The sequence below is a fragment of the Micromonospora zhanjiangensis genome, assembly GCF_042650605.1.
GTDB classification, from domain to species: domain Bacteria; phylum Actinomycetota; class Actinomycetes; order Mycobacteriales; family Micromonosporaceae; genus Micromonospora_J; species Micromonospora_J zhanjiangensis.
On sequence record NZ_JBHSBN010000007.1, the window covers coordinates 138,786 to 153,472 of the forward strand.

The 14,687-nt window shown below is 72.5% G+C and carries 13 protein-coding genes and 1 pseudogene; 8 read left to right on the forward strand and 6 right to left on the reverse strand.

What is annotated here, in order from left to right:
- Nucleotides 1-58: 58 nt before the first annotated feature.
- Nucleotides 59-1,270, reverse strand: a complete 1,212-nt coding sequence (locus ACFOX0_RS12945) for a DNA recombination protein RmuC (RefSeq protein ID WP_377545126.1) — start codon at nucleotides 1,268-1,270, stop codon at nucleotides 59-61.
- Between the two features lie 128 nt (nucleotides 1,271-1,398).
- On the opposite strand from ACFOX0_RS12945, the gene ACFOX0_RS12950 reads away from it, so the two are divergent.
- Nucleotides 1,399-2,154: a hypothetical protein gene (locus ACFOX0_RS12950; RefSeq protein ID WP_377545452.1), complete on the forward strand. Its 756-nt coding sequence runs from the start codon at nucleotides 1,399-1,401 to the stop codon at nucleotides 2,152-2,154.
- A gap of 220 nt (nucleotides 2,155-2,374) precedes the next feature.
- A complete protein-coding gene (locus ACFOX0_RS12955; protein ID WP_377545128.1) occupies nucleotides 2,375-3,043 on the forward strand; it encodes a hypothetical protein in 669 nt (222 codons plus the stop codon).
- An 8-nt stretch (nucleotides 3,044-3,051) separates the two neighbouring features.
- On the opposite strand, the gene valS is transcribed toward ACFOX0_RS12955, so the two are convergent.
- Genes valS through ACFOX0_RS12980 form a run of 5 tightly spaced genes read right to left on the reverse strand, consistent with a single transcriptional unit; the run spans nucleotide 3,052 to nucleotide 11,627 of the window.
- Complete coding sequence (valS, locus tag ACFOX0_RS12960) at nucleotides 3,052-5,697, reverse strand: valine--tRNA ligase (protein WP_377545130.1); 2,646 nt, start codon at nucleotides 5,695-5,697, stop codon at nucleotides 3,052-3,054.
- Nucleotides 5,698-5,749: 52 nt separating this feature from the next.
- On the reverse strand, nucleotides 5,750-7,672 hold the full coding sequence (locus ACFOX0_RS12965; protein WP_377545132.1) for an ABC transporter ATP-binding protein: 1,923 nt from the start codon (nucleotides 7,670-7,672) through the stop codon (nucleotides 5,750-5,752).
- The gene (locus ACFOX0_RS12970) at nucleotides 7,669-9,531 is read right to left on the reverse strand and encodes an ABC transporter ATP-binding protein (protein ID WP_377545134.1); all 1,863 of its coding nucleotides are present in this window, start codon (nucleotides 9,529-9,531) and stop codon (nucleotides 7,669-7,671) included. The genes ACFOX0_RS12965 and ACFOX0_RS12970 overlap by 4 nt, the downstream gene beginning before the upstream one ends.
- A gap of 37 nt (nucleotides 9,532-9,568) precedes the next feature.
- Nucleotides 9,569-10,081, reverse strand: a complete 513-nt coding sequence (locus tag ACFOX0_RS12975; RefSeq protein ID WP_377545136.1) for a methylated-DNA--[protein]-cysteine S-methyltransferase — start codon at nucleotides 10,079-10,081, stop codon at nucleotides 9,569-9,571.
- A 55-nt stretch (nucleotides 10,082-10,136) separates the two neighbouring features.
- Entirely contained in the window at nucleotides 10,137-11,627 is a 1,491-nt protein-coding gene (locus ACFOX0_RS12980; protein ID WP_377545138.1) for an AlkA N-terminal domain-containing protein, read from the reverse strand.
- Nucleotides 11,628-11,762: 135 nt separating this feature from the next.
- Between ACFOX0_RS12980 and ychF the strand changes: the two genes are divergently transcribed.
- The 6 genes and pseudogenes from ychF to ACFOX0_RS13010 all read left to right on the forward strand — a co-directional run bounded on the left by ychF (nucleotide 11,763) and on the right by ACFOX0_RS13010 (nucleotide 14,551).
- Nucleotides 11,763-12,848 (forward strand): redox-regulated ATPase YchF, encoded by a 1,086-nt coding sequence (gene ychF, locus ACFOX0_RS12985; RefSeq protein ID WP_377545140.1) that lies wholly within the window; start codon nucleotides 11,763-11,765, stop codon nucleotides 12,846-12,848.
- 159 nt (nucleotides 12,849-13,007) lie between these two features.
- Complete coding sequence (locus tag ACFOX0_RS12990; protein WP_377545142.1) at nucleotides 13,008-13,289, forward strand: type II toxin-antitoxin system RelE/ParE family toxin; 282 nt, start codon at nucleotides 13,008-13,010, stop codon at nucleotides 13,287-13,289.
- A gap of 13 nt (nucleotides 13,290-13,302) precedes the next feature.
- Complete coding sequence (locus ACFOX0_RS12995; RefSeq protein ID WP_377545144.1) at nucleotides 13,303-13,596, forward strand: HigA family addiction module antitoxin; 294 nt, start codon at nucleotides 13,303-13,305, stop codon at nucleotides 13,594-13,596.
- A gap of 1 nt (nucleotide 13,597) precedes the next feature.
- A pseudogene (locus ACFOX0_RS13000) lies at nucleotides 13,598-13,879 on the forward strand (DUF933 domain-containing protein); the annotation flags it as partial.
- Nucleotides 13,880-13,973: 94 nt separating this feature from the next.
- Nucleotides 13,974-14,159, forward strand: a complete 186-nt coding sequence (locus ACFOX0_RS13005; RefSeq protein ID WP_377545476.1) for a hypothetical protein — start codon at nucleotides 13,974-13,976, stop codon at nucleotides 14,157-14,159.
- Nucleotides 14,156-14,551, forward strand: a complete 396-nt coding sequence (locus ACFOX0_RS13010) for a PIN domain-containing protein (RefSeq protein ID WP_377545147.1) — start codon at nucleotides 14,156-14,158, stop codon at nucleotides 14,549-14,551. The genes ACFOX0_RS13005 and ACFOX0_RS13010 overlap by 4 nt, the downstream gene beginning before the upstream one ends.
- Nucleotides 14,552-14,687: the final 136 nt, after the last annotated feature.

The window sequence follows — 14,687 nt, forward strand, 5'->3', positions numbered from 1 at the left end:
ATGAGGCCGTGATATTGACTAATGCGAATTGACTAATTGTCCGTTCGGCCAATTGTCATCAATTTCGGTCCGGCCCGACCGACCGGATCCGGTCCATTCCGGACTCCGGTACGAGCACCGGCTGATCGATCAGCTCCGGGGCCTGCGGCTGCCGGGGCGCCACCTCGACCTGGGCGGGCGTACCCAACTCGCCGCCGGAGACCCCCAGGTCGGCCAGCTTGCGGGCGCTGACCAGCACCCGCGCCTCCAACGAACCGACGGCCCGGTTGTACGCGGTCACCGCCGAGCCCAGTGCCCCGCCCAGCTTCCCGACGTGGTCGCCGAGGGTGGCCAGCCGGCCGTACAACTCGCGGGCCAGCGAGTGCACCGCCACCGCGTTGCGGGCCAGCGCCTCCTGCCGCCACGCGTACGCCACCGTGCGCAGCAGCGCGACCAGCGTGGCCGGGGTGGCCAGCACCACGTCGCGGGTGAACGCGTGCTCCAACAGCGTCGGGTCGCGTTGCAGGGCCACGTCGAGGAACGGGTCCGCCGGCACGAAGAGGACCACGAATTCGGGCGTCTGCTCGAATGCGGTCCAATAGGACTTCGCGGCCAACGCGTCGACGTGCGCCCGCAACTGGCGGGCGTGCCCGTCCAGGTGACGGTCCCGGGTGGCCTCGTCCCGCGCCTCCATCGCGCTCAGGTACGCGTCGAACGGCGCCTTCGCGTCGACCACCACGCTCCGTCCGCCGTGCAACCGGACCACCAGGTCCGGGCGTACCACCTGATGGTCGGTCGCGGCGGTGACCTGCTCGGCGAAGTCGCAGTGCTCCAGCATGCCGGCGGCCTCGACGATCCGGCGCAGCTGGTGCTCGCCCCACCGGCCGCGCACTTGCGGCGCGCGCAGTGCCGCCACCAGCTGCCGGGTCTCGGTGCGCAGCTCGCCGGAGACGCCGGTCATGGCCCGGACCTGCTCGCGCAGCTCCGCGTACGCGTCGACCCGGTCGTGCTCCAACTCGGTCATCCGCTGTTCGTAGCGGCGCAGCGTCTCGTGCAGCGGTGCCACCGCGCGCGCCACCGCCTCCTGGGACTGGGCGGTGGCCTCGTAGGACAGCGCCCGCATGGACTGCTCCAGCCGACCCTCGCCCTCGCGGGTGGCGGCCAGGGTCGCGTCGAGCCGAGCGATCTCGGCCGCCGACCGGGCGCGGGCGGCGTACCAGCCCACCGCCCCGCCGACGCCGAGGCAGACGACCACCACGGCCAGCGTCGAAGGATCCACGTCAAAGAGCATGCCAAACGGGTACGACGGGAGCACCTCAGACACGTTCCGGGCGGCTGTTGGCCGGCGGAGCTATCGTCGTAACCGTGACTTTGATCCTGCTCCTGTTGGTGGTCCTGCTCGTCGGCGGCCTGCTTTGGATGCGCCGGGAGAGCGCGGCGCGCACCGAGCGGGAGCTGGCCGACGCCCGCGCCGACGCGCAACGCTGGTACGAGCGGCTCGGTGGCCAGGTGATGAACCTGCACGGCGACGAGCCGGCGGTGCGTCAGGCCCTGGTCGACGCGGGCGAGCGGTACAACGCGGCCGGTAGCCAGCTGGAACAGGCCCGGACGGCCCGGCAGTACCAGCTCGCCCGGGAGACCGCGCTGGAGGGTCTGAGCTACGTCCGCGCGGCGCGCACCGCCCTCGGCATCGACCCGGGCCCGGAGCTGCCGCAGCTTGCCGCCGCGCAGGGCGCCGGCACGCTCACCAAGGAACGTTCGGTCGACGTGCAGGGGCAGACCTTCAAGGCCGGCCCGCAACCCGGCCGGGACACCCCCTACTACTACCCGGGCGGCCGCTACCAGGGTCGCCCGGTGCCGGCCGGTTGGTACTCCACCCCGTGGTGGAAGACCGCGCTGGGTGCCGGCGCCGGCGTGCTCGGCGGCATGCTGATCGCCGACGCGCTGTTCTCGCCGGCCTTCGCCGACCCGGGGTTCGGCGGCTGGGGCGACGGCTACCAGGAGGGCTTCGCCGACGGGCAGGGCTTCGACGGCGACGGCGGCGGGTTCGACGGCGGCTACGGCGACGACCAGGGCTTCGGCGGCGGCGGTGACCCCGGTGACTGGGGCGGCGGCGGCGACTTCGGCGGCGGTGGCGACTGGGGTGGCGGCGACTTCGGTGGCGGGGACTTCTGATCGGGTCCCGCCGTCGCTAATCCGTGGTCGGGGGCGGGCCACCGTGCCCGGCGCGGCCCGGCAGGCTTGATGTCCGCGCCGGGCACGGCGACCCGCCCGACCGGGGGTGCGGCGCCGCGCGTGGTGCGGCGGCCCGCCCGGCAAGGGAGGGGCAGCCGGTGGCCCGATGGTAGGGGTGGCCGGATGTACCGGGGACCCGCGCCGGGGCAGAGTTGACGGCGTGAGCGTGCAGACAGGAACGCCGGCCGAGACCACCCCGGACGGGCAGCAGTTGGCCGACCCGGCCCGGAACCGCCGGGCCTGGCTGATCGGCCTGGTCGTCGCGGCCGTCTCGGCGGCGCTGGCCAACACGATCGCCCAGGCGGTCGGGGAGTACCACTGGTGGGCCGGGTTCATCCTGGTGCCCGGCGCGCTCATCGCGGCCTGCGCCGGCCCGTTGCTGATCCGCGGCCGCGGTGCGGCCTTCTTCGGTTACCTGGTGGCCTGGATCGGCGGGTTGGTCCTCGTGGTCGGCGCGCTGCTGATGGCCGGGGCGATGGGTCGCGGCTGGCCGTTGATGATCACGCTGCCCTGCCTGGCGGTGGCCGGCACCTACGGTTGGCGGTCGACGCATCCCCTGGTGCGCGGCCTGCACCGGTCGGTGGCCCTGCTGGCGCTGGTGGCCGCCACCCTCGGCCCGACCTTCCTGCTGCTGCGCGCCGGCTGGGTCGACTTCGGCGCGACCGGCTGGTGGGGCGCGCACATGATGGCCGCCGGTGCGGTGGTCGTCGCCAACGCGATCGAGCTGGCCCGCCACCGCATGCCCTACCGCCTCCAGGCAGTCACCCTCTCCCTCGGCCCCGCCGTCGTCACCCTCCTTTTCGGCCTCCGCTTCCTCCGCGGCTGGTAACCCGGCGGTCAGAAGGCGCAGGCGATCACCAGTTCGGGGGTGCGGTCGGGGAGGTAGTCGAGCTTGGTGATCCGGCCGGCGGACCGCAGGTCGTCGGCGACCAGCGCGAGTCGTTCCAGCATCGGTGCCGGGCCGAGCACCTCGGCCAGCGGCACCTCGGTACGCATCGACAGCTTCCGCTCCGACTTGGCCCGACGGACCTGGGTCAGCGCCGCCCCGGCCAGCCGCAGCAGCTCCGGGTCACCGTCGACCGCCGACCGGGCCACCTCGGGCCGGGTGGGCCACGGCGAACGGTGCACCGAGTCGTACCGCCACCAGGACCAGACCTCCTCGGTCACGTACGGCAGGATCGGCGCGAACAGTCGCAGCAGCGTGGACAGGGCGGTGGCCAGGGCGGCCCGGGCCGACACCGCGGCCGGCCCGTCCCCGTAGGCCCGGTTCTTGACCAACTCGATGTAGTCGTCGCAGAAGGTCCAGAAGAACGCCTCGGTGGCCTGCAGGGCGGCGGTGTGGTCGTACCCGTCGAAGGCGGACGTGGCCTGCTCCACCACCGCGGCCAGACCGGCGAGCATGGACCGGTCCAGCGGCTCGGTGACCTCGGACCTGGCCGCCTCGGCGGCGCCCAGCCCGAGCGCGAACTTCGACGCGTTGAGCAGTTTGGTGGCCAACCGCCGGCCGATCTTGATCTGCGCCGGGTCGAAGGCGAGGTCGGTCCCGGGCCGGCCGCTGGCCGCCCAGTAGCGCACCGCGTCCGAGCCGGACTGCTCCAGCAGCGCCATCGGGGTGACCACGTTGCCCTTGGACTTCGACATCTTCTTGCGGTCCGGGTCCAGGATCCAACCGGACAGCACCGTGTCCCGCCAGGGCAGCGTGCCGTGCTCGAAGTGCGACCGGACCACCGAGGAGAACAGCCAGGTACGGATGATCTCCTGCCCCTGCGGGCGCAGGTCCATCGGGAACACCCGGGCGAACAGGTCCGGGTCGGTCTCCCAGCCGCCGACGATCTGCGGCGTCAGCGACGAGGTGGCCCAGGTGTCCAGCACGTCCGGGTCGGCGGTGAAGCCGCCCGGGACGCCCCGCTGGTCGGCGGTGAACCCGGCCGGCACGTCCGAGGCCGGATCCACCGGCAGCAGCGCCTCGTCCGGCGTGATCGGGTCGGCGTAATCCGGGTCGCCGGCGTCGTCGAGCCGGTACCAGACCGGCACCGGCACGCCGAAGAAGCGCTGCCGGCTGACCAGCCAGTCGCCGGTCAGGCCGCCCACCCAGTGCTCGTACCGGTGGTGCATGTGGGTCGGCACCCAGGTCAGCTCGCGGCCCCGGGCCAGCAGGTCGGCGCGCAGGTCGGCGTCCCGGCCGCCGTTGGCGATGTACCACTGCCGGCTGGAAATGATCTCCAGTGGGCGGTCGCCCTTCTCGTAGAACTTGACCGGGTGGACGATCGGTCGCGGCTCGCCGAGCAGGTCGCCCGAGCCGGCGAGCAGCGCGACGATCTCCCGCCGGGCGGCGTTCACGGTCTTCCCGGCCAGCGCGGCGTACGGCTCCGCCGGCACCCCGGCCAGCGCGGCGTACGGCTCCGCCGGCACCCCGGCCGGCGGACCCGCCAGCAGCCGGCCGTCCCGGCCGATGATCACCCGGGTGGCCAGCCGCAGCTCCCGCCACCAGGTCACGTCCGTGAGGTCGCCGAAGGTGCACACCATCGCGATGCCGGTGCCCTTCTCCGGGTCGGCCAGCCGGTGCGCGTGCACCGGCACCTCGACGCCGAACAGCGGGGTCCGCACGGTCCGGCCGACCAGGTCGGCGTACCGCTCGTCGTCCGGGTGGCAGACCAGCGCGACGCAGGCCGGCAGCAGCTCCGGCCGGGTGGTGTCGATCTGGACGGCGGTGCCGCCCGGGCCGGCGAACCGCAACCGGTGGTACGCGCCGGGCCGTTCCCGGTCCTCCAGCTCGGCCTGCGCCACCGCCGTGCCGAAGCCGACGTCCCACAGCGTCGGCGCCTCGGCCTGGTACGCCTCCCCCCGGGCCAGGTTGCGCAGGAACGCCCGCTGGCTGGTCGCCCGGGCCGCCCGGCCGATCGTGGTGTACGTCAACGACCAGTCCACCGACAGCCCGAGCCGCCGCCACAACGCCTCGAACACCTGCTCGTCGGAGGCGGTGAGCCGTTCGCACAGCTCGACGAAGTTGCGCCGGGAGATCGCGGTCGGGTCGGCCCGGCGGGCGTCGTCGACCGGGGCGTCCGGCGGCTGCCAGTCCGGGTCGTACGGCAACGCCGGGTCGCACCGCACGCCGTAGACGTTCTGCACCCGGCGCTCGGTGGGCAGCCCGTTGTCGTCCCAGCCCATCGGGTAGAAGACGGTGCGGCCGCGCATCCGCTGGAACCGCGCCACGGTGTCGGTGTGCGTGTACGAGAAGACGTGTCCCACGTGCAGTTCGCCCGATACGGTCGGCGGCGGGGTGTCGATCGCGTACACGTCGGCCCTACGCCCATCCGGGCTCGGCGCGTCTGACGCCGCGCCGCGACCCCGAATAGGCGCTTTCGACCGGTCGAACGCGTACGTGCCCGCTTCCTGCCAGCGGCGCGACCAGGTCTCCTCGAGCCCGTCCAGGGACGGCCGCTCGGGAACCCGGTCACGCCCGGTCCTCGCCGTATCGGTCATCCGGCGATGATAGTCCGGCCCGGCGGGCGGTCCGCGAGAGTATTTCCGGTGGTCACACCAGGCTGTCGCGCCACTCGTGGTGCAGGGCGGCGTAGCGGCCGTCGGGCCGGGCGGCCAGCACCGCCGGCGGGCCGTCCTCGACGACCCGGCCGGCCTCCAGCACCAGCACCCGGTCGGCGATCTCCACGGTCGAGAGCCGGTGGGCGATCACCAGGGCGGTGCGGTCCCGCAGGATGGTCCGCAGCGCCCGTTGCACCAGGCGTTCGCTGGGCACGTCCAGCGACGAGGTCGCCTCGTCCAGGATCAGCACCACCGGGTCGGCCAGGAAGGCGCGGGCGAAGGCGACGAGCTGGCGCTGCCCGGCGGAGAGCCGGCCGCCACGGCGGTGCACGTCGGTGTCGTACCCGTCGGGCAGGGCGGCGATGAAGTCGTGCGCGCCGATCGCCCGGGCGGCGGCCTCGACCTCGGCGTCGGTCGCGTCCGGCCGGCCGAACCGGATGTTGTCGGCGACGGTGCCGGTGAACAGGTGGTTCTCCTGGGTCACCAGCACCACCGCCCGGCGCAGGTCCGCGTCGGTGATCCGGCGCAGGTCCACCCCGTCCAGGCTGACCGTGCCGCCGGTCGGGTCGTAGAACCGGGCGACCAACTTGGCGATCGTCGACTTGCCGGCGCCGGTGGCGCCGACCAGCGCCACCGTCTGTCCCGCCGGGACGGACAGGTCCAGCCCGGGCAGGATCAGCGCGCCCGCCCGGTAGCCGAAGGTCACCCCCCGGAACTCGACCCGGCCCCGGCCGTGACCCACCGGCAACGCGACGGGCCGCTCCGGCTCGGGCACCGCCGGCTTCTCGTCCAGTACGCCGGAGAGCTTCTCCAGCGCGGCGGTGGCCGACTGCAACGCGTTGTAGAACTGGCTCAGCTCCTGCATCGGCTCGAAGAACCGGCGCAGGTAGAGCAGGAACGCGGCGAGCACGCCGACCTCGGTGTGCCCGTGCAGCACCCGCCAACCGCCGTAACCGATCACCACGGCGATGGTGACGTTGCCGATCAGCTTGATCGCCGGCGAGTAGATGGCGATCAGCTGGAACGCCCGCTGGTTGGCCCGCCGGTAGTCGTCGTTGACGGCGTGGAAGATCGCCTGGTTGCGGGGTTCCCGACGGAACGCCTGCACCGCCCGGATGCCGCCGAGCGACTCCACGAAGTGCACGATCACCAGCGCGACCGCCTCCCGGGTACGCCGGTAGGCCAGTTGCGAGGCGGTGGCGAACCAGCGGGAGAGCCAGAGCAGGAACGGGAACGCCAGCAGGGTCACCAGCGCCAGCGGCGGGTCGAGCCAGAGCAGGATGCCGGCCACCGAGACGATCGACAGCACGGCCAGCACCAGGTCGTCGATGCCGCCGTCGACCAGCTCGGCGATCGAGTCCATGTCGCTGGTCAGCCGGGCCACCACCCGGCCCGAGGTGTAGCGCTCGTGGAAGCCCACCGACAGCCGCAGGAAGTGCCGGTACACCCGCTGTCGCAGGTCGAGCAGGGCGGCCTGGCCGATCCGGGCGGACAGGGTGAGGAAGCCGCGCCGACCGGCGTACTCGGCGGCGATGGCGGCCAGGAACGCGACGGCGACCGCGACGAGCGGCCCGGCGTCACCCCGCCGCAACGGCGGCACGGCCCGGTCGATGCCGAGCATCACCAGGTACGGCCCGGCCATCCCGGCCGCGTTCTGCACCAGCAGCAGGGCCACCGCCGCCCCGATGGACCGCCGGTACGGGCGCAGCAGCGAGCCGAGCAACAGCCGGCTGCGGCTGCGCAGCCGGGCCACGGCTCGGGTGCCGGACTCCTCCGCCGCGGTCCGGTCGGCGTCCGGTTCGACGGCCAGCCCGCGCCAGCCGCCGACGTCGACGGTGACGGTGCCGGCCGGTGCGACCGACTCGCCCGCCCGAGGGGCGGGGATCGAGGGGCCGGTCGGCTGGCCGGCGGTCATCGGCTGACCAGCCCGAGCGTCCCGACGCCACCGACCGAGGTGCCCGACCGGGCCGGCGGCGCCTCCAGCGCGGTCGCCGTGGCGTCGGTGGCGGACAGCGCCGCCCGGTACGCCGGCACGGTGGCGAGCAGTTCGGAGTGCGTGCCGACGGCGGCGATCCGGCCGTCGGCCAGCAGCGCCACCCGGTCGGCCAGCGCGACGGTGGACGGCCGGTGCACCACCAGCAGCGCGGTGGTGCCGCGCAGCACCCGGGCCAGGGCCGCCTCGACCAGCGCCTCGGTGTGCACGTCCAGCGCCGACAGCGGATCGTCCAGGACCAGCACCCGGGGCCGGCGCAGCACCGCCCGGGCCAGCGCCACCCGCTGCCGTTGCCCGCCGGACAACGACAGGCCCTGCTCGCCGACCCGGGTGTCCAGGCCCCACGGCAGGTCGTACACGAATTCGGCCTGGGCCACCGCGAGCGCGGCGCGGACCTCCTCCTCGGTGGCGTCCGGGCGGCCCAGGGTGAGGTTCTCCCACACCGACATGGAGAACAGGGTGGGTTCCTCGAAGGCCACGCCGACCACCCGGCGCAGCGAGGCGAGTTCGATGTCGCGCAGGTCCCGACCGTCCAGGGTGATCCGGCCGCCGGTCACGTCGTTCAGCCGGGGCACCAGGGACAGCAACGTGCTCTTGCCGCAGCCGGTCACGCCGACCAGGGCCAGCGTCTCACCCGGGCGGATGCTCAGGTCGACGCCGCGCAGCACCGGCTCCGGGTTGCCCGGGTAGCCGAAGGTGACCCCCTCGAACCGCAGCGCCCCGCCGACGTGGCCGGGGTGCAGCGCGGTCGCGTGCGGCCGGTCGACGATGGCCGGAGCGGTGTCGAGGACCTCGTGGATCCGGTCGGCGGCGGTGGCCGCCTCCTGGGCGTTGGCGATGATCCAGCCGAGCGACTCGATCGGCCAGATGAGCATCAGGTGCAGCGACACGAAGGCGACCAGTTCACCGATGGTCAGCTCGCCCCGGCTCGCCGCGACCGCGCCGGCCACCAGCACCGCCGCCAGGGTCAGGTTGGGCACCAGGTCGAACTGGGCGGAGGTGCGGGCGAGCAGGGTGTTCCGGCCGACCGCGGTGTCCCGCAGGGCCCGTGCGCCCGCGCCGAACCGGTCGGCCATCTCGTCCTGCCGGCCGAACGCCTTGACGGTGCGCAGCCCCTGCGCCGACTCCTCGACCAAAGTGGCCAGGTCGCCCTGCTGGTCCTGCAACCGTCGACTGGCGGTCAGGTAGGAGCGCCGGAACCGGCGACTGATCAGGAACAGCGGCACCGCGCCGGCGGCCACCAGCGCCCCCAGCAGCGGGTGCAGCCCGATCAGCAGGCCGACCACGGTGAGGTAGGTGGCGACGTTGACGATCAGGAAGATCAACCCGAAGGAGAGGAACCGCCGGATCACCGCCAGGTCGGTGGTGATCCGGGAGAGCAACTGCCCGGACTGCCACCGGTCGTGGAACGAGACCGGCAACCGTTGCAGGTGGGCGTAGAGCTCGTTGCGGATGGTGGCTTCCAGGTCCACCGCCGCCGACGACTGCGTCCAGCGACGGACGAAGATGAGCACCGCCTCGGCGAGTCCGAGCAGCAACGCCAGGGCCCCGAGGCGAAGCAGCCCGCCCGGTTCGTGGTGGGCGATCGGACCGTCCACCACCCGGCGGACCACCATCGGCACGGCGATGCCGGCCGCCGTCGCGGCGACGGCGGCCAGCAGCAGGCAGCTCAGCTGCCCCAGATAGGGACGGACGTAGCGCCGCAGGCGCCAGAGGTTGTGCAGGTGGCGCGGACCCGTGACGACCGGTGGGGTGGCGTCGTGGTCCCGATCGGGAGGCACCTGTGCACGGTAACGGTGAATGCCCGAGTCGTAACAGTCAGCTTGCCGTCAACCGCCGTTCGTGACCGAGAAGCCACTTCTTCACATCCAGCCCCCACCGGTAGCCGCCGAGGCCGCCGTCGGTGCGTAGCACCCGGTGGCAGGGCACGAACAGGGCCACGGCGTTGCGGGCACAGGCGGTGGCCGCCGCCCGGACCGCCGCGGGCCGCCCGGCCAGCGTGGCGAACGCCGTGTACGTGATCGGCTCGCCGGGTTTGACGTCCCGCAGCACCCGCCAGGCGTGGGTCATGAAGGCGCCGTCGGTGTGCTGTTCGACCGGCACCGGGTCGAGCGCCGCCAACTCACCGTCCAGATAGGACCGTACCGCCGCGGTGATCGGCCCGAGGTCGGACCGGAGCCGGACCGGCGCGCGCAGCCGCGGATGCACCCGGGCCAGCAGCGCCTCGGTGTCGCCGTCGAACGCGGCGGCCCGGACCGCGCCGTCGGCGCTGACCAGGACGGTGAACGGACCGGCGGGAGTGGTCATCGTCGTGCCGTACAGGTGGTTCATGGGATCTCTCTTTCCGGTTGTGGTGCCCGGTCGTCGGGGCGCGTCGGACCGTCGGTCAGCGCGCGGCCCAGAGCCGGATCACCGCGTACGAACGCCAGGGCCGCCAGCGCCGCGCGTGGTCGGCCAGGGCGCGCGGGTCGTCGGGCAGGCCGAGCGCCGCGGCGCCCTGGCGGACGGCGAGGTCGGTCGCCAGGAACGCGTCCGGGTCGCCGATGCCGCGCATGGCCACGTAACCGGCGGTCCACGGGCCGATGCCGGGCAACGCGGTCAGCCGGGCGACGGCCTCGTCGCGGTCGGCGCCCGGGTCGAGGTGCAGGTGCCCGTCGGCGACCGCCCGGGCCGCCGCCCGGATGCTCTCCCGGCGGGCGGCCGGCATTCCGAACGCCGAATCCGGCAGTTCCAGCACCTCCGCCGCCGACGGGAACGCCCGCAACGGCGTCCCCCCGGCCGGCTCCGCCCCGGCCGGCTCCGCCCCGTCCGCCGCCGGGCCGGTGGGGAGGTCCGTCCGGGTGGTGGCCGCGGCGGTCAGCCGGGCCAGCACGGTACGCGCGCCGGCGACCGAGATCTGCTGGCCGACGATCGCCCGGACGGCCATCTCGAAACCGTCCACCGAGCGGGGCACCCGTACCCCCGGGTCGGCGGTGATCCGCGCGGCCAGGGCCGGGTCGGCGGCCAGCGTCGCGTCCACGGCGGCCGGGTCGGCGTCCAGGTCGAGCAGCCGGCGGCAGCGGGCCACCGCGGGCGCCAGGTCCCGCAGGTCGGTCAGGCGCAGGGTCGCGGCCACGTGGCCGGGCAGCGGCGTGAGCGCCACCTCGGCGCCGCCGTGCGGCAGCCGCAACCCCCGGCGGTACGTCCCGTCGGCGACCTGCTCCACCCCCGGTACGGCGCGCGGCGCGAGGAAGCCCAGCAGCGCGTCGACGTGCAGCGGCGGCCGGTACGCGAGCCGGAGCGAGATCGTCCCGCCCCCCGGCCCGTCGGAGCGCCGGGGTGCCGCGGCGCGCAGTCGGGACGGCGGCACCCCGTACACCTCGCGGATGGTGTCGTTGAACTGACGCACGCTGCCGAAGCCGGCCGCGAACGCGATCTCGGCGAGGCCCAGGTCCGTCGTCTCGACCAGGATCCGGGCGGTCTGCGCCCGCTGCGCCCGGGCCAGCGCCAGCGGCCCGGCCCCGAGCTGGTCGGTCAACATCCGGTGCAGGTGCCGTTCGGTGTAGCCCAGCCGGCTGGCCAGTCCGGGCACCCCCTCCCGGTCGACCACGCCGTCCCCGATCAGCCGCATCGCCCGGCCGGTCAGGTCGGCGCGGGCGTCCCACTCCGGCGAGCCGGGTGCGGCGTCCGGGCGGCACCGGCGGCAGGCCCGGAAGCCGGCCCGCTGGGCGGCGGCCGCCGAGGGGTAGAACCGGACGTTCTGCCGCTTCGGGGTGGTCGCCGGGCAGGACGGCCGGCAGTAGATGCCGGTCGAGGTCACACCCGTGTAGAACCACCCGTCGAAGCGCAGGTCACGGCTGTCGACCGCGCGGTAGCACCGTTCGAAATCCAACTCCACGCGATCGATGATGCCCCCGCCGGCACCGCCCTGGCTCGCGGAAATCGGACGTCACCATGCTCGCGGTCGATAGACGGTCCCGCCGCTCGTGACCGTTCGTCGGCGGGCCGGTCGAGCCGCGTAGACTTGCCCGCCGTGAGTCTCACCATCGGCATCGTCGGCCTGCCCAACGTCGGGAAAAGCACCCTTTTCAATGCTTTGACCAAAAATGACGTCCTCGCGGCGAACTACCCGTTCGCCACGATCGAGCCGAACGTCGGCGTGGTGGGGCTGCCGGACGAGCGGTTGGCCAAGCTCGCCGAGATCCACGGCTCGCAAAAGATCATCCCCGCGCCGGTGTCGTTCGTCGACATCGCCGGCCTGGTCCGCGGCGCGTCCAAGGGCCAGGGCCGGGGCAACGCCTTCCTGGCCAACATCCGGGACGCGTCGGCGATCTGCCAGGTGGTGCGGGCCTTCTCCGACCCGAACGTGGTGCACGTCGACGGCAAGGTCTCACCGGCCGACGACATCGAGACGATCAACACCGAGCTGATCCTGGCCGACCTGCAGACCATCGAGAAGGCGCTGCCCCGGCTGGAGAAGGAAGCCAAGCTCAAGAAGGACCGCGCGGCGATGGCCGCCGCCGCGAGGCAGGCCGCCGAGCTGCTCAACACCGGCACCACCCTGTACGCGGGGGCCATGGACGCCGGCATCGACACCGCCGAGCTGCGCGAGCTGCACCTGCTCACCACCAAGCCCTTCCTGTACGTCTTCAACGTCGACGAGGACGAGCTGGCCAACGCCGAGTTCCTCGACGAGCTGCGGGCGCTGGTCTTCCCCGCCGAGGCGGTCTTCATGGACGCCAAGGTCGAGTCCGAACTGATCGAGCTGCCCGAGGACGAGGCCCGCGAGCTGCTGGAGTCGATCGGCCAGTCCGAGCCGGGTCTGGACCAGCTGATCCGGGTCGGCTTCCGCACCCTGGGCCTGCAGACGTACCTGACGGCCGGGCCGAAGGAGGCCCGGGCCTGGACCGTCCCGGTCGGCGCGACCGCGCCGGAGGCCGCCGGGGTCATCCACTCCGACTTCCAGCGCGGCTTTATCAAGGCCGAGATCGTCTCGTACGAGGACCTGATGAACGCCGGTTCGATGGCCGCCGCCAAGGCCGCCGGCCGGGTCCGGATCGAGGGCAAGGACTACGTCATGCAGGACGGCGACGTGGTCGAGTTCCGCTTCAACGTCTGACCTGCGCTCCAACGGCCTGCCGCTCGGCGTCCGGGTGCGGCGGAGGGGCGCGGTGACGTGGTCGCCCGCACGCTGTCCCGCAGGGTCGAAGTCGTCGGCGCAGAGCCGGATCTACGCTTAACGGGTGGCGTTATTAACGCGGCGCGTTAGACTCGGTCCGTGATCCGTTCATTCGGGAACCGGGACACGGAGCGACTATGGCAACGCGAGCGAGTCAGGACCCTCGATTCTCGACTGCTCCGGAACGCCCTGCGAAAGCTCGCGCTGATCGACGCTGCTGTCACCCTGAGTGACCTGAGCGTTCCGCCGGGCAATCGCCTGGAGGCGCTCGCTGGTGACCGTAAGGGTCAACACGGCATCCGGATCAACGACCAGTGGCGGATCTGTTTTGTCTGGACGGAAACCGGCCCGGAGGACGTCGAGATCGTGGACTACCACTAGGGAGGTGGATCAGATGAGCAAGCTGGCCCCAATTCACCCCGGGGAGGTGCTGATGGAAGACTTCATCACCCCACTCGGGCTCACTCAGAACAAGGTTGCACTGGCCGTTGGCGTGCCGCCTCGCCGGATCAACGAGATCGCCCACGGGAAGCGGCGGATCACGGCCGATACAGCCCTCCGTCTCGCCCGCTACTTCGGCACCACGGACCTGTTCTGGATCAACTTGCAGAACCGGTTCGACCTTGAGGTGGAGAGGGACGCCCTTGGCGATTCCCTCGACAGCATCCAACCGCTTAAATCGGCGTGATGAGCTGCTGGAGTTGATCGGCCAGGCCGAGCCGGGTCTGGACCAGCTGATCCGGGTCGGCTTCCGCACCCTGGGCCTGCAGACGTACCTGACGGCCGGGCCGAAGGAGGCCCGGGCCTGGACCGTCCCGGTCGGCGCGACCGCGCCGGAGGCCGCCGGGGTCATCCACTCCGACTTCCAGCGCGGCTTCATCAAGGCCGAGATCGTCTCGTACGAGGACCTGATGAACGCCGGTTCGATGGCCGCCGCGAAGGCCGCCGGCCGGGTCCGGATCGAGGGCAAGGGTTCGCTCAGCAGTGGTAACACCATGGTATGGTCGCGAAATGGCGAGGACGAAGAAGGTCACGATCACGCTGCCGGCAGAGTTGCTGGAGAGCATGAAGACACATACCGACAACGTCTCCGGCTACCTCACCGAGCTGGCCGAGCGGGCCGAGCGGCGCAGACTTCTCCGCGAGGAGTTGGACCGCTACCAGGGCGAATTCGGGACGTTCACTGACGAGGAGATGGCCGAGGCTCGGGCGCTCCTGCACGGGGCAGAGGAGATCGGGCGTGCGGCGTGAGCCTTGAGTCGCTGGTGTTCGACTCGCAAGGCTTCACAATGTGGATCGAACGGGACCGCAAGGTGATGCGACTGCTGGAGCAGGCGGAGCGTGATGGGGTCGATCTTGCCATGTCGGCCGCCATGATCATCGAGGTCTCCCACTCCGGCGTGGACGTCGCGCGGCTGACCTGGCTGCTATCTCGGATCAGGGTGGAGGCGGTGACGAAGGAAAGCGCCCGCCGCAGTGCGGAGCTGTTGAAAGCGGCAGGGCTTCATGGGTACAAGTACGCCATAGATGCCATGGTCGCCGAGGTGGCGTTGCGACTACCCGCGCCGGTGGCGGTTTTGACATCCGATGTCGATGACATCGTCAAGCTGTGCGGGCAGCGGGTTCGGGTCATCGGGCTGTAGGTGGGCTTTCGACGGCGCAGGTGTTTCACGTCTGTTTGATCGGCGACGCAATCTGGTGGAGTTTCGCTGCAACGGCACTCGGCGTTTCGTACATCGTGTCCGCGTAGCCCGGGGCGACGGCTGTCCTCCGGGTCTC